Genomic DNA, 26,191 nt, shown 5'->3' on the forward strand with positions numbered 1-26,191 from the left:
ACGGCGAGCGCCCGAAGCGTCCCGGCAACGTGCGGGACATGGCGACGTCAAAAGTGACGAGACACCCCGAGGGGGAAGACGGGCGTACCTGAGAGCTTCCCGTACGCGGCCCTGATTGAAATGAGGCCGTGAACCCGATCCTGCCGGCAGCGCGCCGTTCGCGGCTGCGCCATGTTGTTGCCGCGGCTGCTGCCTGGCGCCAGGCGAACGGATCGGAAGCGCAGGACCTTCGTGCCGTCGCGATTCCGCGGCATGGCTCGTCGCTTCTTGAAAACGTATTTCGCATGTGCCCACGCGGCCCCGTCCACGGCAACGTCACGAACGTCAAACCGGACCGGGCCCACAAAAGGCAATTCTCCCCGCCATCGTTCCTGCTCCAGCGTGCTTGTGAAAACACAATAAGGCGCGGCTTGCCGCTGCCCGCACTGTGCCGCCAGGCGTCGTCGCCGCGCATCGTGCAGGCCTCGCGCGCGAAAGCCGCACTGGAGTCGTTCAATGAAACGAATGCTGTTTAACGCGACACAGCAGGAAGAACTGCGTGTCGCAATCGTCGATGGGCAGAAGCTGATCGACATCGACATCGAAACCGCCGGGCGCGAGCAGCGCAAAGGCAATATCTACAAGGGGATCGTCACCCGTATCGAGCCTTCGCTCGAAGCGTGTTTCGTCAACTACGGCGAAGACCGCCACGGCTTCCTGCCGTTCAAGGAAGTCGCCCGCCAATACTTCCGCGACGGCGTGGACATGCGCGGCGCGCGTATCCAGGACGCCCTCAAGGAAGGCCAGGAACTGATCGTTCAGGTCGAAAAGGAAGAGCGCGGCAACAAGGGCGCCGCCCTCACCACGTTCATCTCGCTCGCCGGCCGCTACCTCGTTCTCATGCCGAACAACCCGCGCGGCGGCGGCGTCTCGCGCCGCATCGAGGGCGACGACCGTCAGGAACTGCGCGAAACCATGGCGCAGCTTCAACTGCCGGACGGCATGAGCATCATCGCGCGCACGGCCGGCATCGGCCGCTCCGCCGAAGAACTCCAGTGGGACCTGAACTACCTGCTGCAACTGTGGCGCGCGATCGAAGCCGCGTCGCAAGCCGGTCAAACCGGCCAGCCGATGCTGATCTATCTGGAATCGAGCCTCGTGATCCGCGCGATCCGCGACTATTTCCAGCCCGACATCGGCGAAATTCTGATCGACACCACGGAAATCCATGACCAGGCGCGCGCCTTCATGGACATCGTGATGCCGGACAATGTCAACAAGGTGAAGCGCTACCACGACGACGTGCCGCTGTTCTCGCGCTTCCAGATCGAGCACCAGATCGAGACCGCGTATTCGCGCACGGTGCCGCTGCCCTCGGGCGGCGCGATCGTGATCGACCACACGGAAGCGCTGGTCGCCATCGACGTGAACTCGGCGCGCGCCACCAAGGGCGCCGACATCGAGGAAACGGCCGCGCGCACCAACCTGGAAGCCGCCGACGAAGTGGCGCGCCAGCTTCGCTTGCGCGACCTGGGCGGCCTGATCGTGATCGACTTCATCGACATGGAGTCGGCCAAGAGCCAGCGCGAAGTCGAGCAGCGCCTGAAAGACGCGCTGCGCCACGACCGCGCGCGCGTGCAGATGGGCAAGATTTCGCGTTTCGGCCTGATGGAGCTGTCGCGCCAGCGCCTGCGCCCGGCGCTTTCGGAAGGCAGCCACGTCACCTGCCCTCGCTGTAACGGCACGGGTCATATCCGCGACACGGAATCGTCGGCGCTTCAGGTCCTGCGCATCATCCAGGAAGAAGCGATGAAGGAAAACACCGCGGCGATCCATTGCCAGGTGCCGGTCGAAGTGACCGCCTTCCTGCTGAACGAAAAGCGTTCGGAAATCAACAAGATCGAGTCGCGCTTCAAGGTCGGCGTCGTGCTGATCCCGAACAAGCACCTCGAAACGCCGCACTACAAGCTGGAACGTCTGCGTCACGACGATGCACGCCTCGACGACCCGCGCGCGTCGTGGAAGATGGCCGTCGAAGCGGCGAGCGAGCTGGAATCGGAAACCGGCTACAGCAAGCGCAGCGCCGAAGCCAAGCCGAAGCAGGAAGCGGCCGTCAAGGGCATCACGCCCGAGCGTCCGGCGCCTTCCGCTCCGGTCAAGCCCGTGCAGCCGGCGCCCGTCGCGGCGCAAACGGTCGTCACGCCCGCGAGCGGCGGCTTCTTCGGCTGGATCAAGCGCCTCTTCGGCGGCGAACCGGCTGCGGCGCCCGCGCCGGTCCCGGCCGTCCAGCAGGACAAGGCCGCGCGTCCCAATCGCGAAGCGCGCACCGAACGCGGCGACAAAGCCAACGGCGCCAGCGGCGATCGTAACCGCAACCGCCGCACCGGCGGCCGTGACGCGGCAGCCCGCGGCGAAGGCGCAGGCGGCGCGCGCACGGGCCAGACCGGCCGTCGCGACGACCGCGAAACGCGCGAGCCGCGTGAGGCACGCGAACCGCGTGAACCGCGCGAAGCCCGCGAAGGCCGCGGCAACCGTGAGCCGCGCGAAGCCCGCGAACCGCGTGAGGCACGCGAGCCGCGCGAAGCGCGTGTCGAGCGCGTCGAACGCGGCCAGGATCGCAGCGACGTCACGGCGGAAGCCGGCGCGCGCGGCGAGCGCCAGGAACGCGGCGAGCGCCGTGAGCGTGGCGAGCGCGCCGAACGTGGCGAGCAGCCGCGCCGCCGCCAGCAGCCGGCCGAGGCCGCCGAGGCGCAGGACGCGCGTCTGGACGCCGCCGCCGCCGAAGGTCTCGAAGCCCCGCTGACGGAACTGCCGGAGGGCGCGGCCGGTATCGACGAGGACGGCGCGCCGCGTGAAGGCGAAGAGCGCCGCCGCCGCCGTCGCGGCCGCCGTGGCGGTCGTCGCGAGCGCGAAGTGGAAGCAGGCGTGACGTCGGACGAGAACGCACTGGAAGGCGACGAAGCCCCGGCGCATTCCGCTGCCGAAGCCGCTGCCGAGACGCCCGCCGCGCAAGCGCATGAGCCGCAGGCGGTCGAAGCTCGCGCGCAAAGCGTGGTCGAAGCGGCTGTCGTGACCGCGCTGCCCGCCGCCGCCGTGGTGGCCGAAGCGGGTCATACGCCGTCGACCGCCGTGACGCGTTCGCCGGTCGAAACCGTGACGCCGGAAGCACCGCAAGCCGCCGAAGTGACGGCCGCGCAGGCGCCGGCCGAAGCCGCTCCGGTTGCGGCCGAAACGGCGCCGGTCGCCCAGCCGAACGAAGAACCGCAGGCTGAATCGCCTGCCGAACCGCAGGCCGCACCGGTCGAGTTCGCGGCAGCGCCCGCTGCGCCGGTCGAGCCGGTCGAGCCGGCGCCGCTCGCAACCTCGTTCGCCGCCGAATTGCCGGCCGTGCGCGAAGACCGCGTCGAAGCGGCGCAAGCCGAGCCGGCGGCCACGTCCGAGCACGCGCAAACGCCGATCGAAGCCGTGCAGGCCGCACCGGCGGTGATCGCCGTGACCGAGCCGGTCGCACCGGCTGCCCCGGCCGAGGAAACGCCTGACGAGCCGGCGCAAGCCGCGCCGTCGGCTCCGGCTCCGGCCGCGCGCGGCGCCCGCGCCGACGATCTCGCGCCGATGCTCGAATCGGCCGGCCTCGTCTGGGTCAACACCGACGCCGACAAGCTTCGCGCAGCCCAGCAGGCCGCCGCGCAAGTGGTGAAGCCCGCTCGCGCCCCGCGCGAGCGCAAGCCGCTGCCGCCGGCCGACGCCGCGCCGATGCAGCAGGTCGAAACGTCGCGCCAGCCGTAACCGCGACCACGCGCCGGGTCTGCGCCCGGCGCCGCAACAGGAAGCCCGCCGATCCCGGCGGGCTTTTTTTTGATATATCAGCGTTCTCCCTCGGCCATGGCTTGCACGGGGTTCGGCTAGAATTAAAAAATTGCAAGAACGAAGCCGCCATGTCCCGACGCATCATCCCTGTTGCCGATGTCCGAACGCTGCCGCCCCAGCCGCTGGCGACCCTCGCGCGCGCGCCGTCCGGCGAGGTTTTCGACACGCTTGCACGGCCGCTGCGCGACTTGCGCATATCGGTCACGGACCGCTGCAATTTCCGCTGCGTCTATTGCATGCCGCGCGCGGTTTTCGACAAGGATTACCCGTTCCTGCCGCACGCCGACCTGCTCACGCTCGAAGAAATCGAGCGGCTGGCGCGGCTTTTCGTCGCGCAGGGCGTCACGAAAATCCGTTTGACGGGCGGCGAACCGCTGTTGCGCAAAAACATCGAATTTCTGATCGAGCGCCTCGCGGCGCTGCGCACGCTCGACGGCACGCCGCTCGACCTCACGCTCACGACCAACGGTTCGATCCTCGCCCGCAAGGCGCGCGCGCTGCGCGACGCGGGCCTCACGCGCGTGACCGTGAGCCTCGACGCGCTCGACGACACGCTGTTTCGCCGCATGAACGACGCGGATTTCGCGGTCGCGGACGTGCTGGATGGCATCGCCGCCGCGCAGGCCGTGGGGCTTGCGCCGCTCAAGGTCAACATGGTCGTCAAGCGCGGCACCAACGACAGCGAAATCGTGCCGATGGCACGCCACTTCCGCGGCTCCGGCGTCGCGCTGCGCTTCATCGAATACATGGACGTGGGCACCTCGAACGGCTGGAACATGACCGAAGTGCTGCCGTCCGCCGAAGTGGTCGCGCGCATCGCCGAACATTGGCCGCTCGTGCCGCTCGAAGCGCACAGCGCCGCCGAAACCGCGCAGCGCTGGGGCTACGCCGACGGCGCGGGCGAAATCGGCGCCATTTCGAGCGTCACGCGCGCGTTCTGCGGCAACTGCACGCGCGCGCGGCTGTCGACCGAAGGCAAGCTGTACCTGTGCCTCTTTGCCTCGATGGGCTACGACCTGCGCTCGCTTCTGCGCAACGGCGCGAGCGACGCCGCCATCGCGGGCGCCGTCGCGCAGGTGTGGGAAAACCGCGCGGACCGCTATTCGCAATTGCGCGGCAGCTCCGACGCGCCGGTTTCGAGCGACGAGCGCCGCATCGAAATGTCCTATATCGGCGGCTGATTGGCCGCCGACCGTCCCATGAGCGTCAGCACGCTTGCCGCCGCGTCCATCACCGGCCTTGTTCTCGCGGGCGGGCGCGGCCAGCGCATGGGCGGCGCCGACAAAGGCTTGCAAACGCTGCACGGCCGCCCGCTCGCCGCGCACGTGCTCGCGCGTCTCGCGCCGCAAACCGGCGCGCTCGTCATCAGCGCCAATCGCAACGCCGCGGCCTATGCCGCGCTCGGCGCGCCGTGGCACGCGCCCGTGCTCGCCGACACCCTGCCCGACTTTCCCGGCCCGCTCGCGGGGCTGCTGGCCGGACTGCGCGAAGCGCGCACCGAGTGGCTGCTGAGCGCGCCCTGCGACTCGCCGTGGCTGCCCGCCGACCTCGCCGCGCGGCTTTCGGCGGCGGCGCTCGCGCAACGCGCCGACATCGTCACCGCGACCACGAGCAACGCGGCGGGCGAGGTTTCGCTGCATCCCGTTTTCGCGCTCGTGCGCACCTCGCTCGCCGACGATCTCGCGACGTTCCTGGCCGCCGGCGAACGCAAGGTGCGTGCGTGGTACGCGCGCCACACGGCAGCCGAAGTGGCGTTTGCCGACGAACGTGCGTTTTACAATATCAATTCCTTGCAGGAACTGGCCGACTTCGACCGCGCCTGAACAGCACGCAGCACACAACCACGCAGAGACCATGCGCAACCGGCCAGCCGCCGTCCGTGGGCACCCGCCCGGCGAGCCCGCCTCGACGATCGCCGCACTCGCCGTGCGGACGCGACGCTTCTCACTCGATGACCACGCTTAACCACCTCGACGCCCGCTCCGCGTGTATCAGCCAGTACGATCCACAAGCTTTGCCCGTCAGCGCCGCGCAGGCCATCGTGCTCCAGTGGGTCACGCCGCTCACGGCCAGCGAGCGCGTGCCGCTGCGTGAAGCGCTCGCGCGCGTGCTCGCCGCCGACATGATTTCGCCGATCGACGTGCCCGCGCACGACAACGCCGCCATGGACGGCTATGCGTTCGACGGCGCGGCGCTGGCCGCCTTCGCCTCCGGTTCGACCGCGCTCACCTTGAAGGTCGGCGGCAAAGCCTTCGCGGGCCACGCCTTCGAGGGCGAAGTCGCGCAAGGCCAGTGCGTGCGCATCATGACCGGCGCGCCGATGCCCGCCGGCTGCGACACCGTCGTGCCGCAGGAAAGCGTGCAGGTTCAGGACGGCGCCATCACGTTCGGCCCGGCCGCGCTCGAATGCGGCGCGAACCGCCGCCGCAGGGGCGAAGACCTCGCGCGCGGCGGCGTGGCGCTGGCTGCCGGGCGCGTGCTGCGCGCCTCCGACATCGGCCTGCTCGCCTCGCTCGGCTGCGTCGAAGCCGACGTCCGGCAGCGCCTGCGCGTGGCCTACTTTTCGACCGGCGACGAACTGCGCTCGCCCGGCGAAGCGCTCGAACCCGGCTGCATCTACGACAGCAACCGCTACGCGCTCGGCGCGATGCTGCAACGCCTGAATGTCGAAGCCATCGACCTCGGCGTGGTGCGCGACGATCCCGCGGCGCTCGCCGCCACGCTCAAGCTGGCCGCGGAAACGGCCGACGTCGTGCTCACCTCCGGCGGCGTTTCGGTCGGCGAAGCCGATTTCACGCGCACGCAATTGCAGGCGCTCGGCGACGTCTCGTTCTGGAGCCTCGCCATGCGCCCCGGCCGCCCGCTCGCCTTCGGCCGCATCTGGTCGGGCGGGCGCCCCGGCGCGGGACGCGCGGCCTTGCTGTTCGGCCTGCCCGGCAATCCGGTCGCGACGATGGTCTCGTTCTACCAGATCGTGCGCCCCGCCCTCATGGCGATGGCGGGCGCGCAGCCGCAGCCCGTGCCGCTCGTGCCGGCGCTGAGCGAGGCGTCCATCAGGAAGCGCGCGGGCCGCACCGAATTCCAGCGCGGCCTCGCGTACCGCGACTCGCAGGGCCAGTGGCGCGTCGCGCCCACCGGCTCGCAAAGCTCGGGCGCGCTCAGCACGATGAGCGAGGCGAACTGCTTCATCGTGCTTGCCCACGAAGCCACCGATCTCGATGCCGGCGACGTCGTCGACATCATGCTGTTCGACGGGCTCGTGTAGGCGCGCCGCCGCCAGCCGAGCCCCAATGCCCGCTCCACGTAACCGACGCAATTCACGCAACCCGCGCCCTCACCACGCGAACCCGTCTACCCCGGACCGACTCACATGAAAAAACAGATCTCGTTCATCGCCGCGGGCCAGACCGCCAAGGCGCTCATCCTCGTGTACCTGACGTTCAGCGTGCCGATCGTGCTGCTCGTCGCCGTGGTCGCCTTCATCCGCTACGGCACGTTCGAACTGGGCACGGTGTTCAGCGCGCTCCTGCTGAACGCCATCGTGGGCTTCGTGCTGCTGTGGATCGCGTGCCATCTGTACAACTGGGTCGCGTCGCGCTTCGGCGGCATCGAGATCCATCTCTCCGACGTGCCCGAGGAAGCCTGATGGCCGCGACGATCCGCGCCGCCACCCCCGCCGACGTCGGCGCGATGCACGCGCTGATGTACGAACTCGCCGAATTCGAGAAGCTCACGCATCTGTTCACGGGCACGCCCGAAGGTCTCGCCGATGCCTTGTTCGGCGCGCGGCCGGCGGCGGAAGCCCTCGTGGCCGAAGAAGACGGCGAGGCCGGGCGCATCGTCGCCTATGCGCTGTTCTTCCACAACTATTCGACCTTCCTGAGCCGCCGCGGCCTGTATCTCGAGGATCTCTACGTGCAGCCTTCGCAGCGCGGCACGGGACTCGGCACGGCGATGCTGCGCGCGCTCGCGGCCATCGCCGTCGAACGCGGCTGCGCGCGCTTCGAGTGGACCGTGCTCGACTGGAACGAAGCGGCGATCGGCTTCTACGAAAAGCTGGGCGCGACGGTGCTGCCCGACTGGCGCGTGGTGCGCATGACGGGCGAAGCGCTCGACCAGCTCGCGGCGCCCGCGGCTTCCGCGATCGGCTGAGCCGCAGGGCGCACGGCCGGCGCACACAACCAGCACGCACAGCAAGCGCACGGCCGGCGCACGGCAAGCGTGCAACAAGCAAAACGGGCCGCTTGCCTTCGAGGCAAGCGGCCCGTTGCACCAGGTTCGCGGCGTGTTGCCGAATCGTGCGCGCTTACTCGTCGCCGAACGGGCCCTCGCCTTCGGCGTTGCGCAACGCATCGCCGAGCAGATGGGTGGCCGCGTCGCCGGGCAGCGCCTCCACGTCGCGCAGCTTGCGGTTCATCGCGCGCGTGCGCACTTCCGCCGCTTCGATGGAGCGCGTCACCGTTTCGAGCTGCGTTTTGGTGCGCGCGAGCACGTCGCCGAACTTGCCGAACTCCGTCTTCACTGCGCCGAGCACCTGCCACACCTCGCTCGAACGCCGCTCGATGGCGAGCGTGCGAAAGCCCATCTGCAAGCTGTTGAGCAGCGCCGTGAGCGTGGTCGGACCGGCCACGCTCACGCGATAGTCGCGTTGCAGCAGATCGGTCAAACCGGGGCGGCGCAGGATTTCGGCGTAAAGCCCTTCAGTCGGCAGAAACAGCAGCGCGAAATCGGTCGTGTGCGGCGGCGCGACGTATTTTTCGGCGATGGCGCGCGCCTCCGCGCGAATGCGCATTTCGAGCGCGCGCCCCGCTTCCTCGATGGCGGCCGCGTCCGCGCGCTCCTGCGCGTCGATGAGCCGCTCGTAGTCCTCGCGCGGAAACTTTGCGTCGACGGGCAACCAGACCGGCTCGCTGTCGCTCATGGAACCCGCGCCGCGCCCCGGCAGGCGAATCGCGAACTCCACGCGCTCGTTGCGTTTGGGCACCGTCGCCACGTTCTTCGCGTACTGATCGGGCGTGAGAATCTGTTCGAGCAAAGCTTCGAGCTGCACTTCGCCCCACGTGCCGCGCGTCTTCACGTTGGTCAGCACTTTCTTCAGGTCGCCGACGCCGGCCGCCAGCGACTGCATTTCGCCGAGCCCGCGATGCACCTGCTCCAGCCGGTCCGACACCAGCTTGAACGATTCGCCGAGCCGCTGTTCGAGCGTCGCGTGCAGCTTTTCGTCGACGGTGCGGCGCATCTCCTCGAGCTTGGCCGCATTGTTCGCCTCGATGTCTTTCAGGCGCTGCTCGAGCGTCGCGCGCACTTCGGCGAAACGCCGGTCGTTGACCTCGGTGAGCTGCGCGAGCTGCTGCGTGAGCAGCGCGCCGAAGTGGCGCAGCGCGGCGCTCTGCTCGTCGCGCGCCTGCTGCGCCTGCGCGTGCAGGCTTTCGCGCACGGCGTCGAGCTGTTGCGCGTTGGTGGCCGTGAGCTTGACGAGCTGCTGCGCGAAGCCGTCGATCTGGCCGTTCTGCACCGTGGCGATGCTCGCGAGCTGCGCCGCGAGCGCTTGCTGCACCTGCGCGAACCCGCCGCCGAACTCGCTGCGCGACGCCTGCGCCGTGCGCGCGATCTCGTTGCGCAGCTCGCGCTCGATGCGCTCGGCCGCGCGCGCCTGCGTGTCCGTCGAGGCGGCGAGGCGGTCGCTCAGTTGATCGAGCACGTCGAGCACGGCGTCGTCGTCGCGGCCCCGGCGCGCGCGCAGCAATGCGAGGAGCGTGACGAGCGCCACGGCCAAGGCGATCGCGAGCGCGGCCAGTGCGACCGACATCACGGCAATCGAACTCATGAGCGCGCTTTCCCCAGCACGCCCGGGTTGATCGGATTGGGCGGGCGGCCCGCGCGCGGGCCGACGCCCAGCGCGGCGATCAGGTTGTCGGCGGCGAGGTTCGCCATGGCGCGGCGCGTGGCCTCGCTCGCGCTCGCGATGTGCGGCGTGAGCACGACGTTTTCCACCGTGAGCAGCGCCGGATGCACGCTCGGCTCGCCCTCGAACACGTCGAGACCGGCGGCCGCGATGCGGCGCGTGCGCAGCGCTTCGGCAAGCGCCGCGTCGTCGACGATACCGCCGCGCGCGATGTTCGTGAGCGTGGCCGTGGGCTTCATCAGCGCGAGTTCGGCGGCGCCGATCGTGTGATGGCTGTCCGCCGTATACGGCAGCACGAGCACGACGTGATCGGCCTCTTTGAGCAAGTCTTCCTTCGAGCGATATTCGGCGTTCAGTTCCGCCTCGATCTCCGGCGCGACGCGCGAGCGGTTGTGATAGATCACGCGCATGTCGAAGCCGCGCGCACGGCGCGCAAGCGCCTGGCCGATGCGGCCCATGCCGATCACGCCGAGCGTCGAGCCGTACACGTCCGAGCCCAGAAACATGTCGAACGACCACTTGCCCCACTTGCCCGCGCGCAGGAAGTGCTCGGATTCGGCCACGCGCCGCGCCGCCGCCATCATCAGCGCCCAGCCGAAGTCGGCCGTGGTTTCGTTGAGCACGTCGGGCGTGTTGGTGCCCAGCACGTTCGCGGCGTTGAACGCGGCCATGTCGAAGTTGTTGTAACCCACCGCCATCTGCGAGACCACGCGCAGCTTCGGCGCGGCCGCGAGCGTGGCCGCGTTGACGGGATCGCCGGCCGTGAGCGCGCCGTCCTTGTCGGCGAGGCGCGCGTTCAGCGCTTCGGGCGAGAGCGTCTCGCCGTCGTTCCAGTCGACGTCGAAATACTGCTTGAGCCGATCGATCACCTCGGGAAAGATCGGGCGTGCCACGAGAATCTTTTGCATCGTTGCTCTCCAACTCAGTCGTTTGTCGTCTTTAAAGCATCGTCGATAGCGCGCCGCTACGTGAAGAACAGCCACGTCGCCGCGAGAAAAACCGGCATGAGCACCGCGCCCGACCAGCCAAGATAGCCGAAGAAGCCCGGCATGCGCACGCCGCGCGACTGCGCGATCGCCTTGACCATGAAGTTCGGCGCATTGCCGATGTAGGTGAGCGCGCCCATCCACACCGCGCCGGCCGAGATCGCCGCGAGCGTCCTCGCGCCATGCGTCATGAGCGTCGCGGCTTCGCCGCCGGCGAGATTGAAGAACACGAGATAGGTGGGCGCGTTGTCGAGAAACGACGACAACAGCCCCGTCGCCCAGAAGTACGTCGCCGCGTTCGCGCGGCCGTCCGGCGCGGCGTTCACGAGCGCGACGAGCGGCGCGAACGCGCCCGCCTCGCCCGCGCGCAGCATCGCGATCACGGGCGCGATCGTCACGAAGATGCCGGCGAACAACTTCGCCACCTCGACGATGGGCGCCCATTCGAAACCGTTGTCGGCGCGCGCCCGTTTCGACGTACATGTGAGGGACACGACGGCGAGCGCGACGAGTCCCGCGTCGCGCAACAGATTCTGCCATTGCACCGGCACGCCCGCGATCGCGAAGCCGGTGCCGGGGCGCCACACGCCGCTCATCAGCACGAGCGCGACGAGCGCCGCGAGCAGCACGAAATTCGCCTTGCCGCCGAGCGCGAGATTCCATTCGACGGACGCGGCCGCGGGCGCGCGCGCGGCATCCGCGCGGCGCCAGCACCACGCGTCCAGCGCATAAAACACGAGCAGCAACACGCCGCAGACGAACAGCATCGGCAGCGCCAGATGCTTCGTTGTCCAGAAGAACGACACGCCGTTGAGAAAGCCGAGAAAGAGCGGCGGGTCGCCGAGCGGCGTGAGCAGGCCGCCCGCGTTGGCGACCAGAAAGATGAAGAACACGACCACATGCACGTTGTGCCGCCGCCCCTCGTTCGCGCGCAAGAGCGGCCGGATCAGCAGCATCGCCGCGCCCGTCGTGCCCATCGCGCTCGCCAGCACCGCGCCGAGCGCGAGCATTGCCGTGTTCACGCGCGGCGAGCCGCGCAAATCGCCATAAACGCAAATGCCGCCCGCGATCGTATAGAGCGCGCCGAGCAGCACGATGAACGGCAGATATTCGCCGATGAGCGCATGCGCAAAAAGCGCGAACGCGGCGGACGAACCGTGCGCCAACGCGAACGGCGCGAGAAACGCCAGCGACCACGCGGCCGCGATCTTGCCGAAGTGCCGGTGCCAGAACGCGGTCGCGAGCAGCGGCACGAATGCGATCGACAGCAGCATGCCCGCGAACGGCAGCGCCCACAGCGCGCTCAGCGCGGCGCCGTCGAGCACGCCGACGTGTGCGGCGATGTGTGCCCCGACGTGTGCGCCGGCCTGCGCATTGACCGGCGCGCTGGCCTGCGCGAACGCATGCGCATTCGTGCAGCAGAAACCGGACGCCGCGAGCGCGAGCGCCGCGCGGGCGTCACGCGCCATGCACGACGACGACATGCACGCGATACGGCCCGTGCGCGCCCAGAATGATCGTTTGCTCGATGTCGCCGGTGCGCGACGGCCCCGAAACGAAGTTGACCGCGCGCGGCAGCTCGCCGCGTTCGGCGCGCATGAGCGCGAAGGCGTCCTCGTGACCCGCGACGATGCGTGAGGCGGGCACCACGGCAATGTGCGTCTCGGGCAGCAAGGCGCCCGACGCCCACGTTTGCGGTCCCGAAAGCAAAACCAGCGTGCCGGTTTCGGCCGTGGCGCAGAAGCAGCCGGTCAGCCCGACGAGATCGCCGTCCTCCGGCTTGCGGAATTCGACGGCCAGTCCCGCGCCGGGCCAGTCGAACGCCTCGAGCGTTCGCCAGGCGACGGCCTGCATCGGCAGATTGTGCCCGGCGAGATAACGCTGCGCGGCGAACGGCACGTCGGCGAGTTGCGGCACTTCGTCCACGGTGCTCGACATCTTGTGCGCCTCGCTCACGAAACGCGCGACCCGATCGCCTTCCAGCGCGGGGCGCGGACCTTCGGGATGGCGCGCGAGGTAATCGGCGACGGCTTCGCGCTCGTGCGCGGCGGGCGCGGCCTCGCGTCCCTGCGCGGCGCGAATGCGCGCGAGTATGCTGCGGCGGGCGGCCGTCGTATCCATGCGTGTCCTCGTCGGATGAAGAAAAGCGACGCGCCGATTATAACGGGGCGTCGCTTTGGAGCCTGGCGCCCGGCGCCGGAAAATCGCGCGGAAATCCACGCGAGAAGCGGAGCGAAAAGCAAAGCGAGAGGCGGAGCGAAAAACGGAGCGAAAAAACGCGCGTTACGTGCCCGCGAGTTCTGCCTCGGTCGGCTGCGCGATGCCGAACACCTGGCGCAGATACGCGAGATACGCCTTGTCGTCGCACATGTTCTTGCCCGGCGAATCGGAAAGCTTGGCGACCGGCTGGCCGTTGCAGCGAACCATCTTGATGACGATCTGCAACGGCTGATAGCCGAGGTCGTTGGTGAGATTCGTGCCCACGCCGAACGCCAGACGGCAGCGCCCGCGAAAACGCTCGTAGAGACGCAGCACCTTGGGAATGTCGAGCGCGTCCGAGAAGATCATGGTCTTGGTGCGCGAATCGACGCGATTCTCCTCGTAATGCTGGAGAAGGCGCTCGCCCCACTCGAACGGGTCGCCCGAGTCGTGGCGCGCGCCGTCGAACAGCTTGCAGAAGTACATGTCGAAGTCGCGCAGGAACGCCTGCATGCCGTAGACGTCCGAAAGCGCGATGCCGAGGTCGCCGCGATACTCCTTCGCCCACATCTCGAAACCGAAAATCTGCGAATCGCGCAGGCGCGGCCCGAGCGCCTGGCACGCCTGCAAATACTCGTGCGCCATGGTGCCGAGCGGCGTGAGATTGTGCTTGAGCGCGTAATAGACGTTGCTCGTGCCGGTGAACTGCTCGCCCAGGTCTTCCTTGAGCGTGAGAATCACCTCTTCGTGCCAGCGCTTCGAGAAGCGGCGGCGCGTGCCGTAGTCGGCGATCTTGCAGTCGGCGAATTCGGGTTTCGCCCCGAGCAGTTCGATCTTGTGGCGCAGGCGCTCGCGGCCTTCCTCGTATTGCGGATGCTGCTGCGTGTTGCGGAAGTACACCTCGTTGACGATGGCGAGCACCGGAATTTCGAAGAGAATCGTGTGCAGCCACGGCCCCTTGATGTCGATGTCGATCTCGCCGTTGCCCTTCGCCGAAGGCGTGACCGAAATGTACTTCTCGTTCAGATGAAAGAGCGCGAGAAAATCAATGAAGTCGCTCTTGATGAAGCGCATGCGCCGCAGATAGTCCAGTTCCGGCTCGGCGAAGCGCAGGCGGCAAAGCTTTTGGATCTCGCTGCGGATTTCGTCGACGTAAGGCACGAGGTCGACGTTCGGCGTGCGGCAGCGGAAGCGGTATTCCACGTTGGCCGCGGGGAAATGATGCAGCACGACCTGCATCATGGTGAATTTGTACAGATCGGTATCGAGCAGCGAAGTAATGATCATGATGGCGAGCCGGACTGCGGTGAAGTGCGCTCGCGCTGCCCACGGCACAAGGCTTGCAGCGATGCCCGGCACGGCGCGCGAGCGCTGCGCCCATGTTACCCGAATGCTCGCGCGCCCCGCGCCCGCGACGACACGTCCCCTTGCGCGAAAGGGGGAATCCGTGGGAATCGTACGGTTTTGCGCGGGCGGCGGCGCTTATAAACTAATCACGAAACGATCTAAGGAAACGTTCCGCGAGCCGCGCAGGGCGCTGGGTAGGGAAATTCCGCATCAGTTACAATACCGCTTTTGGCGAACCGCCATCCCCCGATACAAAAGCATGCAGGAGCTGCTCGAATGACCCACGTTGTGACCGAAAGCTGCATCAAGTGCCGCTATACCGACTGCGTCGATGTGTGCCCGGTGGACTGCTTTCGCGAAGGTCCCAACTTCCTCGCGATCGACCCCGACGAGTGCATCGACTGCGCCGTGTGCGTGGCCGAATGTCCGGTGAATGCGATCTACGCCGAAGAAGACGTCCCTGGCGACCAGCAGGCGTTCACCGCGCTGAACGCCGAACTCGCGAAGGGCTGGCCGAGCATCACCAAGACCAAGGCTCCGCTGCCCGAAGCCGACGAATTCAAGGACGTGAAGGACAAGCTCGCGCTGCTCGAGCGCTAAGCCGCCGCATGGGCGTTCGCGCTTGCTTCACGCTCGCCTCGCCTGGTCCGCTTGCGCAGTCCATTTTGCCCCGACGATTTTTTGCAGGAAGGTCGTTTAAAGAGATGGATTGATATGGCGATTGGGTGTTGACAGCACCCGCCTGACCTCATAGAATCTCGTTCTCTGCTTTTGTTGATTCCCCGATAGCTCAGTCGGTAGAGCGCCGGACTGTTAATCCGTAGGTCCCTGGTTCGAGCCCAGGTCGGGGAGCCAAGATTAGCAAAAGCATTTAAAGAGTTCGTTAACCAGAACGAGCTTTTGAAGTTTGAAAGTTGTACGCAGTTTTACTGCTGTTCCCCGATAGCTCAGTCGGTAGAGCGCCGGACTGTTAATCCGTAGGTCCCTGGTTCGAGCCCAGGTCGGGGAGCCAAATATCGAGGGGTTGCGTTTTTGAACGCAACCCCTTTTTCTTTTGGTGCGCCGCTTGTGACGCCACTCGTGCGTCACTCGTGCGCCGCTTGCATGCACGCGCGCCGCACTTTCCCGCGTCCGCTCCGCTTGCGCGCCCCATCTGCCCGATAATGTCGAATCGACATCTTCGGGACTTCGCATGAAACTCCGCCACGCCTTCGCCCTCCTCGCCTGCGCCTGCGCGAGCGCCGCGCACGCCGAACAGATCGGCAGCGTCAGCACCAACTTCCGCCTGACGGGCTCGGACAAGGTCGTCGTCGAAGCCTACGACGATCCCCAAGTGCAAGGCATCACCTGCTATGTCTCGCGCGCCCGCACGGGCGGCGTGAAAGGCACGCTCGGGATTGCCGAAGACCCGACCGAAGCATCCATCGCCTGCCGCCAGGTCGGGCCGATCGCCTTTTCCGGCCCGCTCAAGCAGCAAGCCGACGTGTTCAACGAGCGCATGTCGTTTCTCTTCAAGACGCTGCACGTCGTGCGCGTCGTGGACGCCAAGCGCAATGCGCTCGTCTATCTCACGTACAGCGACCGCGTCGTGAGCGGCAGCGCGAAGAACAGCGTCACCGCCGTTCCGGTGCCCGCGGGCACCGCCATCCCGCTGCGCTAAACTGCAAGGTCTCGCGCGGGACCATCATCATGACCGACACCGCTTTGCGCGATCACGCCCGCTATTGGCGCACGCCGCTCCTGCCGGGCGCGGATCTCGTCACCGCCGACTATCACGAGCACACGTTCGCGCCGCACTGGCACGAGGCGTACACGATTCCCGTGATCGAGCGCGGCGCGGAATGCTTTCGCTATCGCGGCGCGCAGCACGTCGCCGCGAGCGGCACCGTGCCCGTCATCAATCCCGGCGAGCTGCACACGGGCTCGCGCGCGGCCGACGAGGGCTGGAGCTATCGCGTGATGTACGTGCCGATCGACTTCCTGAGCGATCTGGCCGCCGAAATCGCCGGGCGCGCGCAGCCGCTGCCGTGGTTCCCGAGCGAGGTGATCGGCGATCTCGATCTCGCGCACCGACTCTCGCGCGCGCATCGGCTGCTCGAAGCCGACGTCGATCGTCGCAGGATCGCGGAAAGCGCGGCCGCCGCAAGCGGCGCGGGCAGCTTGCACGCTGGCGATCTATCCGCTGGCGATCTATCCCGTGGCGATCTCCCCCCGGGCGATCTGCTCGCCGTCGAGGATGCGCTCATCGGCGCGCTTTCCACGCTGCTCAAGCGTTACGCGCGCACGCAGGAGGCGCCGCTTGGCCGCGTCGCGCCGGGCGCGCGCGACGCGCGGGTGGAAACGATGAAAGCGCTGCTCGCCGCCGATCTCGCCGCGCCGTTGCGCGTGGCCGATCTCGCGCAGGCCGTCGGGCTTTCGCCGTTTCACGCCACGCGGCTTTTCACGCACGCGACCGGCTTGCCGCCGCACGCGTGGCGCACCCAGTTGCGTTTGCAGCGCGCGCTCGCGCCGCTGCGCGAGGGCGCGAGCGTCGCCGATGTCGCGGCGGCGAACGGCTTCACCGACCAGAGCCATTTCACACGCCATTTTCGCCGCATGTTCGGCGTGCCGCCGGGACGCTGGCAGGCCGAATAGCCGTTGCGCGCGCCGATTGCGGAAATGCCGGCGGGAAAAATGGCGAAAGCAGTCAGCGGATCGCCCTGGCGCAACGCATCGGCGAAAAAACCGACGGGAAAATCGGCGGAACGCATCGGCGGAACGCATCGGCGGGAAACGTCGGCGGAAAGCACCGGCGGAAAGCATCGGCGGAAAGCATCGGCGGGAAGCACCGGCGGGAAAATCGGCGAAAAAATCGGCGAAAAAATCGGCGGGAAACACCAGCGGGAAACACCAGCGGAAAGCATCCGCGAAAAGCACCGGCGAAACCGCGCCCGCCTGCCTCAGCAAGAACGTACAAGCCACGCGCGCCGCCGCTCGCTATGCTGGTTCTCCGTATCAGGAGGCCAGTTTGACCACGTATCCCAACCGTTTCGCCGAATGCGTCGCCGGCGCGCGCGACATGATCCCGATGATGATCGGCGCCGCGCCCTTCGGCGTGATTTTCGGCACGCTCGTCATGTCGGGCCCGCTTTCGCTCTGGCTCGGCCAGTTCATGTCGCTCGCCGTGTTCGCGGGCTCGGCGCAGTTCATCGCGATCGGGCTGATCGCCTCGCATGCGGGCTTCGCCGTGATTCTCGCCACCACGCTCATCGTCAACCTGCGTCACGTGCTCTATAGCGCGACGCTCGCGCCCTATGTCGCGCATCTGCCGCTGCGCTGGCGGCTCGTGCTGGGCGCCGTGCTCACCGACGAGGTGTTCGCCGTCGCGTGGGCGCATTTCCGCCGCCAGCCGCCCGGCGAGCACGTTTCGCCCTGGCACTTCCTCGGCTCGGGCGTTTCGATGTATCTGAACTGGCAGCTCTGGACCGCGGTGGGCCTGCTGTTCGGCGCGGCGTTTCCCGGTTTGCAGTCGCTCGGGCTCGATTTCGCGATGGTCGCCACGTTTATCGCCATCGTCGTGCCGCAACTGGTCGCGCTGCGCTATCTGGCCGCCGCCGTGACCGCGGGCGCGCTCGCCTTCTTCTGGCAAGCGTGGCCGTACAAGCTGGGCCTGTTGGGCGCCGTGCTCGCGGGTGTGGCCGTGGGCGTCGCGCTGTCGCGCCCCGGTTCGCCGCGCGAGGCCAGCGCGCCGAAAGACGCGCCGCGCAAGCCGCCCACCGTCCAACGCACCGCGGGAGCCGGCCAATGAACTACGTCGCCCTCATTCTCGGCATGGCGCTCATCACGTGGATCGTGCGCACCGCCGTGTTCGTGCTCGGCGAGCGCCTCGTCTTTCCGCCGCTCGTGCGCACCGCGCTCGGCTTCGTGCCGGTGACGGTGCTCACGGCGATCATCGTGCCGATGGCGGTTTCGCCGCACGGCCAAAGCGCCGAGCTAACGTGGCGCAACCCGCAGCTCGTCGGCGCGCTCGCCGCCATCGGCGTGAGCGCGCTCACGAAGCGCCCGCTGCTTACGATCGCGGTGGGGCTCGGCGTGTTCTTTTTCTGGCAAGGCGTCGTGCTGCGCTGAACGGCCGCGCCTCGCGAAGTCGCCCTCGCTCAAGTTTCACCCCGCCCCGCCGATAAACCCGTCATGGCCTGCCTTGGCGGCGCCGCGCCAATTCGAAGACGCGGCCCGTCCGAGCGCGGGCCGCGCTTTCACACGAAACGCGCGTCCCGCGAGCGGACCGCAGGGCGCTTGCGCCGCTGCCGCAAGGCGGGCGGCCGGCGCGAACGGCGCGAGCGCGGCAAGGATCACATCGGGGCAACCACAATGGGGCACATCACCCTCAACCTGAAAGACGAAACGATCGCGTCGTTGCGCAAGGATTTCGACGCATTTCTGCGCGTTTCGCTCAAGCTCGACCCGCAGTTCGCCACGCCGTCTTTCGAGGACTATCTGCGCGCGAAGCTGCTCGACAACATGACGCCGCTCACCGAGCACGCCGTGCAACGCTTGTTGCAGGGCGGCCAGTATGCGTGGGCCAAGCGCACGCTCGACAAGGAATTCCCCGAAGTCGTGTCGATCCTGCTGCGCCAGGCGAGCGAGTTCGGGTTTGGTTTTGCTTCGCGTCCCGAGTGGACGCCCGACGAGCTTTCGAAGCAGTGCCGCGACTGGGCCGCCGCGATCGTGAGCGAAGCACAAGGCGACGACGCGTTCGTCGATCCGCTCGCCGCGCAGATCAAGTCCGGCGTGCAGGACATCCAGGCGCTCGAGGAAGCAATGCAGACGCCCGCATGGCGGCTCTCCGAATCGCTGCGCCAGCGCGTGTACGAAGCGAAGATCGCCTGCGAGCAATCGAGCGGAAGCGCCGCGCGCGAAAAGCTCGGCGAACTGCGCGGTTTCCTGCGGCTGGGCATTACGCACGGCGTGTTTCAGAAGCAGGAAGCGCAGCAAATCATGGAATATCTGCGCCTGCTCAAGCCGGAAATCTTCGTCGAGGAACCCGACGACGTGTTCACGCGCCTCGCCGCGTGGCTGCGCAACTTTTTCGTGCCGCAAACGCGCGGCGCGGCGCGCGAGCCATCGCGCTAAAGCGCCGACGCTGTCGCAGCGAGCGGACGCCGCGAGCGCGAGCGGCGCAGGCCGAAGCGGAGCAGACCCTGGCGGCACGGCCGCGCCGGTTCGCAACGCACCGGCGTCAATCCCACATCTTGCGCAGCTTCGCGCCGATCTCGATTTTCGCCTGCGCGGCGGCCGCCAGCCCCGCCGCGCTCGGCGCGCTCGCCACGGGCGCGGGCGGCCACGCGCGCGACTCGAACATCGGCAGCATCGGCGTGCCGATGAAGCGCGTGCGCGACGCCCACACGTGCCGGTCGCCCGCCGCCGCCTGGTTGTGCACATAAAAACGCTGCGGCACGACGATGTGCAAGTCTTCCTTCGCGCGCGTCATGGCCACGTAAAGCAGGCGGCGCTCCTCCTCGAGTTCCTCGTCGCTGCCCGCGCCCAGATCGGACGGAATGCAGCCGTCCACGCCGTTGAGCACGAACACGTTGCGCCATTCCTGGCCCTTGGCCGAGTGGATCGTCGACAAGATCAGATAATCCTCGTCGAGCAGCGGATCGGCGGATTCGGCGCTGGTCGCGTCAGGCGGATCGAGCGTGAGTTCGGTGAGAAAGCGCTCACGCGACGCATACGTGCTCGCGATGCTCTCCATCTGCAACAGGTCGGCAAGACGCACCGGCGCGTCTTCGTGATTACGTTCGAGATGCGGCTCGTACCAGCGCCGCACGCGCTCGAACTCGGCGGGCCACGGCGTCGCGCGCATGGCGAGACTGTCGACGAGCGCCGCGAACGCGGGCCAGTCCTCGGCCGCGCGCGGCGGCGGTGCGAAGGCCGCGAGCGCTTCGGCCGCGCGGTAAGCGCCCGTGCAGGCCGCGATCTGATCGAGCAGGCGCGCCGCGTTCGCGGGCCCGACGCCCGGCAGCAATTGCGTAACGCGAAAGCCGGCCACGCGGTCGAGCGGATTCTCGGCCCAGCGCAGCACCGCGAGCACGTCCTTCACGTGCGCGGCGTCGAGAAAACGCAAGCCGCCGAACTTTACGAACGGAATATTGCGCCGCGCCAGTTCGATTTCGAGCGTCGCGCTGTGGTGCGCGGCGCGAAACAGCACGGCCTGCTGCTTGAGCGTCATGCCCGCCTCGCGCGCTTCCAGGATTTGCTCGACGACATAACGCGCCTGGGTGGCTTCGTCGGCGACGGTGACGAGGCGCGGGCGCTGCTGCGACGCGCGATCGGTCCAGAGATTCTTCGTGAAGCGCTCGGCGGCGGCGTCGATCACGGCGTTCGAAGCGGCAAGAATGGGCGCGGTCGAGCGGTAGTTGCGCTCGAGCGTGACCTGGCGCGCGGGCGGATCGAACTGCGCCGGGAAATCGAGGATGTTGCGCACGGTCGCGCCGCGAAACGAATAGATCGCCTGGGCGTCGTCGCCGACCACGGTGAGGCCGCGGCCGTCGGGCTTGAGCGCGAGCAGGATGGACGCCTGGAGCCGGTTGGTATCCTGGTATTCGTCCACGAGAATGTGGTCGAAGCGCGCGGCGAGATCGGCGGCAATGGCGGGTTCTGCCGCCATTGCCGCCCAATAGAGCAGCAAATCGTCGTAATCGAGCACGTTCTGCTTTTGCTTCGCGTCCACGTAGGAGGCAAACAGCACGCGCAGTTGCGGCTCCCATTCGAGACACCACGAGAACGAGCGATTGAGCACCGTGGCGAGCGAATCGCCCGTGTTGACGGCGCGCGAGTAGATCGCAAGACAGGTGGATTTCGACGGAAAGCGCTTTTCTTTCGCCGACAAACCTAGCTCGTGCCGCACGAGATTCATGAGATCCGCCGAATCCTCGCGGTCGTTGATCGTGAACGCGGGCGAAAGACCGATCTGCTCCGCGTATTCGCGCAACAAACGCGCGCCCACGCCGTGAAACGTGCCCGCCCACGTGAGCCCTTGCGCGAGTATGGCCGCCACGCCCGGCGCGCCCGCCGCGATGCGCGCGACGCGCCGCGTCATTTCCAGCGCCGCCCGGCGCGAAAACGTCAGCAGCAGGATGCGATGCGGGTCGGCGCCGTTGGCGATGAGATGCGCGACGCGGTGCGCGAGCGTATTGGTTTTGCCCGAACCCGCGCCCGCGATCACGAGAAGCGGTCCCGGCAGCGCGGCGCCCGGCGCAAAGCCCGCCTCGCCGCCGTGCTCGACCGCCGCGCGCTGCTCGTCGTTAAGCTTGGCGAGCCACGCCGCAACCGCCTGGGCGGCATCTTCCTGCGCTTGACCGGCGGCGCGGTCGGCGGTGGCGGGATCGGCAAGGGAAACGGTGGACACGGGCGCGAAATGAACAATAAGGACGAGGCGACGCACACTGTATATCCATACACCCCGCCTCGGCAAGCACGCGATTTTGCCGCGATCTGGCGATATTTACGCGGATCTTCGCGTTGCGGCACGCGATGCTCGCTCGAAAAGCGCAACGGCGGCCCCCTTTCGGACGCCGCCGTCGCTCATATTCAAAACTCGCCAGCGCGCAACAACGCGCGCTTACGGCTGTTGCTGGCCGCCCTGCTGCTGCGCCGACATGCCGTTCATTTGATCCTTCATCTCCGAGTCGTTGGCCTGACGGTCAGCCTTGCGGTTGATCTTCGCGTCCTTCACATCCGACTTGTACTGCGATTTCGCCTGCTTCTTCGCGTCCTTGTATTCGGCGTTCGCCGACTTTTTGGCGCTCTTGTACTCGGCGCTCGCCTGTGCGTTGGCGTTGCGCTTCTGCACGAGCGGATCGGGCGATTGCGGCGCCGTCAGAGTCTGCGGAGCGGGCGTGGGCTGCGCGATGCCGGCGGCGGCGGGCGCCTGGCCCGGCGCGGCGGCCGGCGCCATCGCGGGCGCCTGGTCGGCGGGCGGCGTGGCCGTCGATTGCGCGAAAGCGCCCTGTGCGAACACGGCGGCCGAAACGAGAGCAGTATTGGTGATGAGCTTGCGAATCTGGGTCATGGCGTATCCTCTTTGCAGTGGTTCCAAAAAGTGCGGTTGCAACGGGCATACCCGTGAGAGCCGCGCCGGGATTTCGTCGGGGACGATTCACCGCCAACTACGGCGAAACGGTGTCTGCGAACCGGCGTGAAACCATTGTCATCTGAAGATTGGCGCGCAGTCCCGCGGCGTTACTCACGGTTTCATTTGCTGACGAATTCATAACATCCGGCCCTCAAACGTAACAACGCCATGCAACAACGGACGGCCGCCGGCACCAGGCGAAGGCGCGCGGCAAGACGCGAGGCATCGCGTATCATGCAGACCCTTCGCGCGCCGTCCGGCCGCACATCCGACACACCCGGACACACCCCCGGCCGCACATCCGTTACCAGCGATTCCCACGCCATGCCCAATCTCGATTTCACGCTGACCGGCGATTTCGTCGAACTGCACAACCTTCTCAAGATCACCGGCCTCGCGGACAGCGGCGGCTCGGCCAAGCAGATCGTCGCTTCGGGCGCGGTCAAGGTCGACGGCGAAGTCGAACTGCGCAAAACCTGCAAGATTCGCGCGGGGCAGTCCGTGCTGCTGGGCGACACGCGCATCGCCGTGAAGGAAGCAGACTGACGGAAGCGGCCTGACGCACGACCTTCGACGCGTGCGCCGGGAACACGGCGATGCACCGGATTCGTGCATTCGCATCGACAAGCGCGCCGTCACGCAATAAGCTTTCGGGTTCGATACGACCATCGGCCCGAGGCGCTTTCGTCCGCCCGATCCCTTTCGGTGATGGCGGCCGCCGGGCCTGAAACCGCGCGACCGCTCGCGCCGCCCGCTCCCATGACCCGCACCACGCGCACGCTTTCCAGCCGCTCCACGCTCGCGCCGCCCACGCTGGGCCGCCACGCCGCCGACACCGCCCGCCTCGCCGGGCCGCTCGCCATCGCCCAGCTTTCGCAGATGGCGATGAGCGTGACCGACACGGTGCTGCTCGGCTCGCTCGGCGCCGACGCGCTCGCGGCGGGCGGCCTCGGCGCGAACCTGTTCTTCGTGGTCGTGACCGTGCTGCAAGGCGTGCTGACCTCGGTGAGCGTGAGCGTCGCGCAGGCGCGCGGCGCCGACGACGAGAGCCGCGTGCCGCACATCTACTGGACCGGTTTCGCGCTCTCGCTGTTGCTGGCGGTGCCCGCCTTCGCCCTGCTCTCGTTCGCCGCGCCCATCCTGCTGGCGCTCGGCGAGCCGCCGCTGCTCGCGCATCACGTGGGCGAATACGCGGCCGTGCTGCGCTGGGGCGCGCCCGCAAGCCTGATCGGCGTGGGGCTGATGCGCTCGTTTCTGCCCGCCATCGGCGCGGCGCGGCGGCTCCTGTGGATCTCGATCGGCTGCGTGTTCTTCAACGGCTTTCTCAACTATGGGCTGATCCACGGCGCGTGGGGATTGCCGCGTCTGGGGTTCCTCGGCTCGGCGGCGGCCACGGCGGTCACGGTCTGGCTCACGGCGCTCGTGCTGATGGCGCTGCTGCATCTGCGGCCCTCGCATCAGCGCTTCGTGGTCGCGCGGCGGCCCACGGCGCCGCTCATGGGCGAGCTGTTCACGATCGGCTGGCCGGTGGCCATCACCTATGCCGTCGAAGCGACGCTCTTTCTCGCCACGGGCCTGCTCGCGGGCCTGCTCGGCGAGATGCCGCTCGCGGCGCACCAGATCGCGCTCAACGTGGCGTCCGTGAGCTTCATGGTGCCGCTTTCCATCGGCCAGGCGGCCAACGTGCGCGTGGGCTACTGGATCGGCGCGGGCGTGCCGCGCGCGGCGCGTCATGCTGGCTTCGTGGCGCTCGGCCTGGGCGTGGCGTTCATGACGCTTTCGGCGCTCGTGATGGTGCTCGCGCCGCATTCGATCGTGCGCCTCTACCTCGATCTCGACGATCCCGCCAACGCGCGCACCGTGGCGCTCGCCACCACGCTGCTCGGCGTGGCGGCCATCTTCCAGATCGTCGATGGCGTGCAGACCGTCGGCTCGGGCTGTCTGCGCGCCTTCAAGGACACGCGCGTGCCGATGGTCGCGGCCACGCTCGGCTACTGGGGCATCGGCTTTCCGACCGGCTATGCGCTCGCGTTCCACTTCGGCATGGGCGCGCTCGGCCTCTGGTGGGGGCTCGCGGCGGGCCTCGCGAGCGTGGCCGTGCTGATGACGTGGCGCTTCCATCGCATCAGCAAGGCGCAGTGCGCGCGCTGAGACGGACCGTCCCGGCGCAAGCGCGAGGGCATGCGACCGGACGGGCAAACCGGGCGGTTAGAATACGCCGCTTGGGCGCAGCGAACCGCCGCGCCCAAGCCGTCCCACAAGGGCAGAAATAACGATCAGGAGACCGCGCCCCGCGCCTCGCCGGCCACCCCGGCAACGCCGCGCGCGAAAGCCGCCGCCTTTCGTGGCCGTTCGCCACGGCTCGGCGCGACGGGCAGCCTCGCCGCGCGCTTTCGGCGTCGCTCCCTTCCGGCGTCGCTCCCTTTCGGCGTCGCTCCATTCGAGCGATTCGATCGCTCCATGCGGGAGATGCAAGACGGGCGATAGAAGCAAGGCAAGCAAGACACGCGACAGAAGCAATAGCGGCGATGCGGACGATTCCGGCTATCGGCACGAAGCCCGCGCCTGACTTGTCCTGCCTGCGCCCGCTCCTGTCTCGCGCGCACGGCCGCGACGCGGCGCCACGACAACACGACACACCACCCTCAGGGACTTTTCACATGCTTGCCCCGATCACCCGACTTTTCCCGCTCTGGGCCGTGCTGGCCTCGATCCTCGCGTATTTCAATCCGGGCGCCGTCGCCCCCATCGCGCCGCACGTCACGACGCTTCTGATGATCATCATGCTGGCGATGGGCGTAACGCTCTCGTTCGCCGACTTCCAGCGCGTCTTTACGCGGCCCGCGCCGGTGGCGGCCGGCATCTTCCTGCATTACCTCGTGATGCCGCTCGCCGCGTGGGCCATTGCCAAGGTGCTGCGCATGCCGCCCGATCTCACGGCGGGCATGGTGCTGGTGGGCAGTGTGGCGAGCGGCACGGCCTCGAACGTGATGATCTATCTCGCGCGCGGCGACGTGGCGCTTTCGGTGACGATCAGCGCGCTTTCGACGCTCGTGGGCGTGTTCGCGACGCCGCTGCTCACGCGCCTTTACGTGGACGCCTCGATCGTCGTCGACGTGCGCGGCATGCTCATGAGCATCTTGCAGATCGTCGGTTTGCCGATCGCCATCGGCCTCGTGGTGAACCGCGTCGCCGGCGGCCTCGTGCGCCGTGTCGAGCCGATCCTGCCGCTGGTTTCGATGGTGTCGATCCTCGCGATCATCGCCGCCGTGGTGGGCGGCACGCACGCGAGCATCGCCACGGTCGGCCCGGTGGTCGCGCTGGGCGTGGTGCTGCACAACGGCATCGGCCTGCTGGGCGGCTATTGGGGCGGCCGCCTGCTCGGCTTCGACGAGTCCGTGTGCCGCACGCTCGCCATCGAGGTGGGCATGCAGAACTCGGGGCTCGCCGCCACGCTCGGCAAGCTCTACTTCACGCCGTTGGCCGCCTTGCCGGGCGCGCTGTTTTCGGTGTGGCACAACCTCTCGGGCTCGCTGCTCGCGGGCTACTGGGCGGGCAAGCCGGCGCGCGGCAGCGATCGCGACGCAGCGAACGCGGCGACGGGTTCGGCCGAACGCGGCTGAAGCCGCCAAGGCGTGATGCGGCCCGCAATTTGCTTCTCCTGCCGCACGATTGCGCGACCGCGCAATTCGCGTGCGCCGGTTTGCGTAGAATCGACGCGCAAACCGTGCAACGCCCTTGCGCGAGGCGCACGCCAAGCCAGGCACGCCGCTCGTGCGGCCGATGAGGAGA

At 68.0% G+C, this 26,191-nt stretch carries 23 protein-coding genes and 2 tRNA genes; 18 read left to right on the forward strand and 7 right to left on the reverse strand.

What is annotated here, in order from left to right; genetic code table 11:
- Positions 1-128 precede the first annotated feature (128 nt).
- The 7 genes from U5805_RS19465 to U5805_RS19495 all read left to right on the forward strand — a co-directional run bounded on the left by U5805_RS19465 (position 129) and on the right by U5805_RS19495 (position 7,998).
- Positions 129-515, forward strand: coding sequence for a hypothetical protein (locus U5805_RS19465; RefSeq protein ID WP_322105127.1), 387 nt, complete (start codon positions 129-131; stop codon positions 513-515).
- Positions 496-3,765, forward strand: a complete 3,270-nt coding sequence (locus tag U5805_RS19470) for an Rne/Rng family ribonuclease (protein WP_322105128.1) — start codon at positions 496-498, stop codon at positions 3,763-3,765. The genes U5805_RS19465 and U5805_RS19470 overlap by 20 nt, the downstream gene beginning before the upstream one ends.
- Positions 3,766-3,914: 149 nt before the next feature.
- Positions 3,915-5,027 (forward strand): GTP 3',8-cyclase MoaA, encoded by a 1,113-nt coding sequence (gene moaA / locus U5805_RS19475; RefSeq protein ID WP_322105129.1) that lies wholly within the window; start codon positions 3,915-3,917, stop codon positions 5,025-5,027.
- 18 nt (positions 5,028-5,045) lie between these two features.
- Positions 5,046-5,669, forward strand: coding sequence for a molybdenum cofactor guanylyltransferase MobA (gene mobA / locus U5805_RS19480; protein WP_322105130.1), 624 nt, complete (start codon positions 5,046-5,048; stop codon positions 5,667-5,669).
- Positions 5,670-5,797: 128 nt separating this feature from the next.
- Positions 5,798-7,111: a gephyrin-like molybdotransferase Glp gene (gene glp / locus U5805_RS19485; RefSeq protein WP_322105131.1), complete on the forward strand. Its 1,314-nt coding sequence runs from the start codon at positions 5,798-5,800 to the stop codon at positions 7,109-7,111.
- Between the two features lie 105 nt (positions 7,112-7,216).
- Positions 7,217-7,492 carry a hypothetical protein gene (locus tag U5805_RS19490; protein WP_158950922.1) on the forward strand — a complete coding sequence of 92 codons (276 nt, stop codon included), beginning with the start codon at positions 7,217-7,219 and terminating at the stop codon, positions 7,490-7,492.
- Positions 7,492-7,998 (forward strand): GNAT family N-acetyltransferase, encoded by a 507-nt coding sequence (locus U5805_RS19495; RefSeq protein ID WP_322105132.1) that lies wholly within the window; start codon positions 7,492-7,494, stop codon positions 7,996-7,998. The genes U5805_RS19490 and U5805_RS19495 overlap by 1 nt, the downstream gene beginning before the upstream one ends.
- Before the next feature lie 154 nt (positions 7,999-8,152).
- On the opposite strand, the gene U5805_RS19500 is transcribed toward U5805_RS19495, so the two are convergent.
- The 5 genes from U5805_RS19500 to pncB all read right to left on the reverse strand — a co-directional run bounded on the left by U5805_RS19500 (position 8,153) and on the right by pncB (position 14,223).
- Positions 8,153-9,673, reverse strand: coding sequence for a DNA recombination protein RmuC (locus U5805_RS19500; protein WP_322105133.1), 1,521 nt, complete (start codon positions 9,671-9,673; stop codon positions 8,153-8,155).
- On the reverse strand, positions 9,670-10,659 hold the full coding sequence (locus tag U5805_RS19505) for a D-glycerate dehydrogenase (protein ID WP_322105134.1): 990 nt from the start codon (positions 10,657-10,659) through the stop codon (positions 9,670-9,672). The genes U5805_RS19500 and U5805_RS19505 overlap by 4 nt, the downstream gene beginning before the upstream one ends.
- 56 nt (positions 10,660-10,715) lie before the next feature.
- Positions 10,716-12,206, reverse strand: a complete 1,491-nt coding sequence (locus tag U5805_RS19510) for a sodium:proton antiporter (protein WP_322105135.1) — start codon at positions 12,204-12,206, stop codon at positions 10,716-10,718.
- A complete protein-coding gene (locus tag U5805_RS19515; protein WP_322105136.1) occupies positions 12,196-12,858 on the reverse strand; it encodes a lactate utilization protein C in 663 nt (220 codons plus the stop codon). Before U5805_RS19515 ends, U5805_RS19510 begins: the two co-directional genes overlap by 11 nt.
- Before the next feature lie 162 nt (positions 12,859-13,020).
- Entirely contained in the window at positions 13,021-14,223 is a 1,203-nt protein-coding gene (gene pncB, locus U5805_RS19520) for a nicotinate phosphoribosyltransferase (RefSeq protein WP_322105137.1), read from the reverse strand.
- 336 nt (positions 14,224-14,559) lie between these two features.
- Here pncB and fdxA point away from each other — a divergent pair, with 336 nt between their 5' ends.
- From fdxA to U5805_RS19560, 8 genes are all read left to right on the forward strand, one after another.
- A complete protein-coding gene (fdxA, locus tag U5805_RS19525) occupies positions 14,560-14,883 on the forward strand; it encodes a ferredoxin FdxA (protein WP_322105138.1) in 324 nt (107 codons plus the stop codon).
- Between the two features lie 179 nt (positions 14,884-15,062).
- Positions 15,063-15,138, forward strand: a tRNA-Asn gene (locus U5805_RS19530).
- 81 nt (positions 15,139-15,219) lie between these two features.
- Positions 15,220-15,295: transfer RNA gene (locus U5805_RS19535), tRNA-Asn, on the forward strand.
- 180 nt (positions 15,296-15,475) lie between these two features.
- Positions 15,476-15,943 (forward strand): CreA family protein, encoded by a 468-nt coding sequence (locus U5805_RS19540; protein WP_322105139.1) that lies wholly within the window; start codon positions 15,476-15,478, stop codon positions 15,941-15,943.
- A gap of 29 nt (positions 15,944-15,972) precedes the next feature.
- Positions 15,973-16,917 carry an AraC family transcriptional regulator gene (locus U5805_RS19545; RefSeq protein WP_322105140.1) on the forward strand — a complete coding sequence of 315 codons (945 nt, stop codon included), beginning with the start codon at positions 15,973-15,975 and terminating at the stop codon, positions 16,915-16,917.
- 424 nt (positions 16,918-17,341) lie between these two features.
- Positions 17,342-18,070 (forward strand): AzlC family ABC transporter permease, encoded by a 729-nt coding sequence (locus tag U5805_RS19550; protein WP_322105189.1) that lies wholly within the window; start codon positions 17,342-17,344, stop codon positions 18,068-18,070.
- The gene (locus tag U5805_RS19555) at positions 18,067-18,390 is read left to right on the forward strand and encodes an AzlD domain-containing protein (RefSeq protein ID WP_322105141.1); all 324 of its coding nucleotides are present in this window, start codon (positions 18,067-18,069) and stop codon (positions 18,388-18,390) included. The genes U5805_RS19550 and U5805_RS19555 overlap by 4 nt, the downstream gene beginning before the upstream one ends.
- A gap of 243 nt (positions 18,391-18,633) precedes the next feature.
- On the forward strand, positions 18,634-19,395 hold the full coding sequence (locus U5805_RS19560; protein ID WP_322105142.1) for a DUF4088 domain-containing protein: 762 nt from the start codon (positions 18,634-18,636) through the stop codon (positions 19,393-19,395).
- A gap of 106 nt (positions 19,396-19,501) precedes the next feature.
- Here U5805_RS19560 and U5805_RS19565 read toward each other — a convergent pair whose 3' ends face one another.
- Positions 19,502-21,673, reverse strand: coding sequence for an ATP-dependent helicase (locus tag U5805_RS19565; RefSeq protein ID WP_322105143.1), 2,172 nt, complete (start codon positions 21,671-21,673; stop codon positions 19,502-19,504).
- Between the two features lie 213 nt (positions 21,674-21,886).
- Positions 21,887-22,336 (reverse strand): hypothetical protein, encoded by a 450-nt coding sequence (locus U5805_RS19570; RefSeq protein WP_322105144.1) that lies wholly within the window; start codon positions 22,334-22,336, stop codon positions 21,887-21,889.
- A 387-nt stretch (positions 22,337-22,723) separates the two neighbouring features.
- Between U5805_RS19570 and U5805_RS19575 the strand changes: the two genes are divergently transcribed.
- From U5805_RS19575 to panS, 3 genes are all read left to right on the forward strand, one after another.
- Complete coding sequence (locus U5805_RS19575) at positions 22,724-22,945, forward strand: RNA-binding S4 domain-containing protein (RefSeq protein ID WP_322105145.1); 222 nt, start codon at positions 22,724-22,726, stop codon at positions 22,943-22,945.
- 213 nt (positions 22,946-23,158) lie between these two features.
- A complete protein-coding gene (locus tag U5805_RS19580) occupies positions 23,159-24,550 on the forward strand; it encodes an MATE family efflux transporter (protein WP_322105146.1) in 1,392 nt (463 codons plus the stop codon).
- Positions 24,551-25,059: 509 nt separating this feature from the next.
- Entirely contained in the window at positions 25,060-26,022 is a 963-nt protein-coding gene (panS, locus tag U5805_RS19585; RefSeq protein ID WP_322105147.1) for a ketopantoate/pantoate/pantothenate transporter PanS, read from the forward strand.
- Positions 26,023-26,191 lie beyond the last annotated feature (169 nt).

Source organism: Paraburkholderia sp. J41, from assembly GCF_905220235.1.
GTDB lineage: Bacteria > Pseudomonadota > Gammaproteobacteria > Burkholderiales > Burkholderiaceae > Paraburkholderia.

Bases quoted from the DNA above. Each gene is read 5' to 3' on its own strand.
- U5805_RS19470 (WP_322105128.1), top strand. From the start codon at position 496: ATGAAACGAATGCTGTTTAACGCGACACAGCAGGAAGAACTGCGTGTC.
- moaA (WP_322105129.1), top strand. From the start codon at position 3,915: ATGTCCCGACGCATCATCCCTGTTGCCGATGTCCGAACGCTGCCGCCC.
- mobA (WP_322105130.1), top strand. From the start codon at position 5,046: ATGAGCGTCAGCACGCTTGCCGCCGCGTCCATCACCGGCCTTGTTCTC.
- glp (WP_322105131.1), top strand. From the start codon at position 5,798: ATGACCACGCTTAACCACCTCGACGCCCGCTCCGCGTGTATCAGCCAG.
- U5805_RS19490 (WP_158950922.1), top strand. From the start codon at position 7,217: ATGAAAAAACAGATCTCGTTCATCGCCGCGGGCCAGACCGCCAAGGCG.
- U5805_RS19495 (WP_322105132.1), top strand. From the start codon at position 7,492: ATGGCCGCGACGATCCGCGCCGCCACCCCCGCCGACGTCGGCGCGATG.
- U5805_RS19500 (WP_322105133.1), bottom strand. From the start codon at position 9,673: ATGAGTTCGATTGCCGTGATGTCGGTCGCACTGGCCGCGCTCGCGATC.
- U5805_RS19505 (WP_322105134.1), bottom strand. From the start codon at position 10,659: ATGCAAAAGATTCTCGTGGCACGCCCGATCTTTCCCGAGGTGATCGAT.
- U5805_RS19510 (WP_322105135.1), bottom strand. From the start codon at position 12,206: ATGGCGCGTGACGCCCGCGCGGCGCTCGCGCTCGCGGCGTCCGGTTTC.
- U5805_RS19515 (WP_322105136.1), bottom strand. From the start codon at position 12,858: ATGGATACGACGGCCGCCCGCCGCAGCATACTCGCGCGCATTCGCGCC.
- pncB (WP_322105137.1), bottom strand. From the start codon at position 14,223: ATGATCATTACTTCGCTGCTCGATACCGATCTGTACAAATTCACCATG.
- fdxA (WP_322105138.1), top strand. From the start codon at position 14,560: ATGACCCACGTTGTGACCGAAAGCTGCATCAAGTGCCGCTATACCGAC.
- U5805_RS19540 (WP_322105139.1), top strand. From the start codon at position 15,476: ATGAAACTCCGCCACGCCTTCGCCCTCCTCGCCTGCGCCTGCGCGAGC.
- U5805_RS19545 (WP_322105140.1), top strand. From the start codon at position 15,973: ATGACCGACACCGCTTTGCGCGATCACGCCCGCTATTGGCGCACGCCG.
- U5805_RS19550 (WP_322105189.1), top strand. From the start codon at position 17,342: ATGATCCCGATGATGATCGGCGCCGCGCCCTTCGGCGTGATTTTCGGC.
- U5805_RS19555 (WP_322105141.1), top strand. From the start codon at position 18,067: ATGAACTACGTCGCCCTCATTCTCGGCATGGCGCTCATCACGTGGATC.
- U5805_RS19560 (WP_322105142.1), top strand. From the start codon at position 18,634: ATGGGGCACATCACCCTCAACCTGAAAGACGAAACGATCGCGTCGTTG.
- U5805_RS19570 (WP_322105144.1), bottom strand. From the start codon at position 22,336: ATGACCCAGATTCGCAAGCTCATCACCAATACTGCTCTCGTTTCGGCC.
- U5805_RS19575 (WP_322105145.1), top strand. From the start codon at position 22,724: ATGCCCAATCTCGATTTCACGCTGACCGGCGATTTCGTCGAACTGCAC.
- U5805_RS19580 (WP_322105146.1), top strand. From the start codon at position 23,159: ATGACCCGCACCACGCGCACGCTTTCCAGCCGCTCCACGCTCGCGCCG.
- panS (WP_322105147.1), top strand. From the start codon at position 25,060: ATGCTTGCCCCGATCACCCGACTTTTCCCGCTCTGGGCCGTGCTGGCC.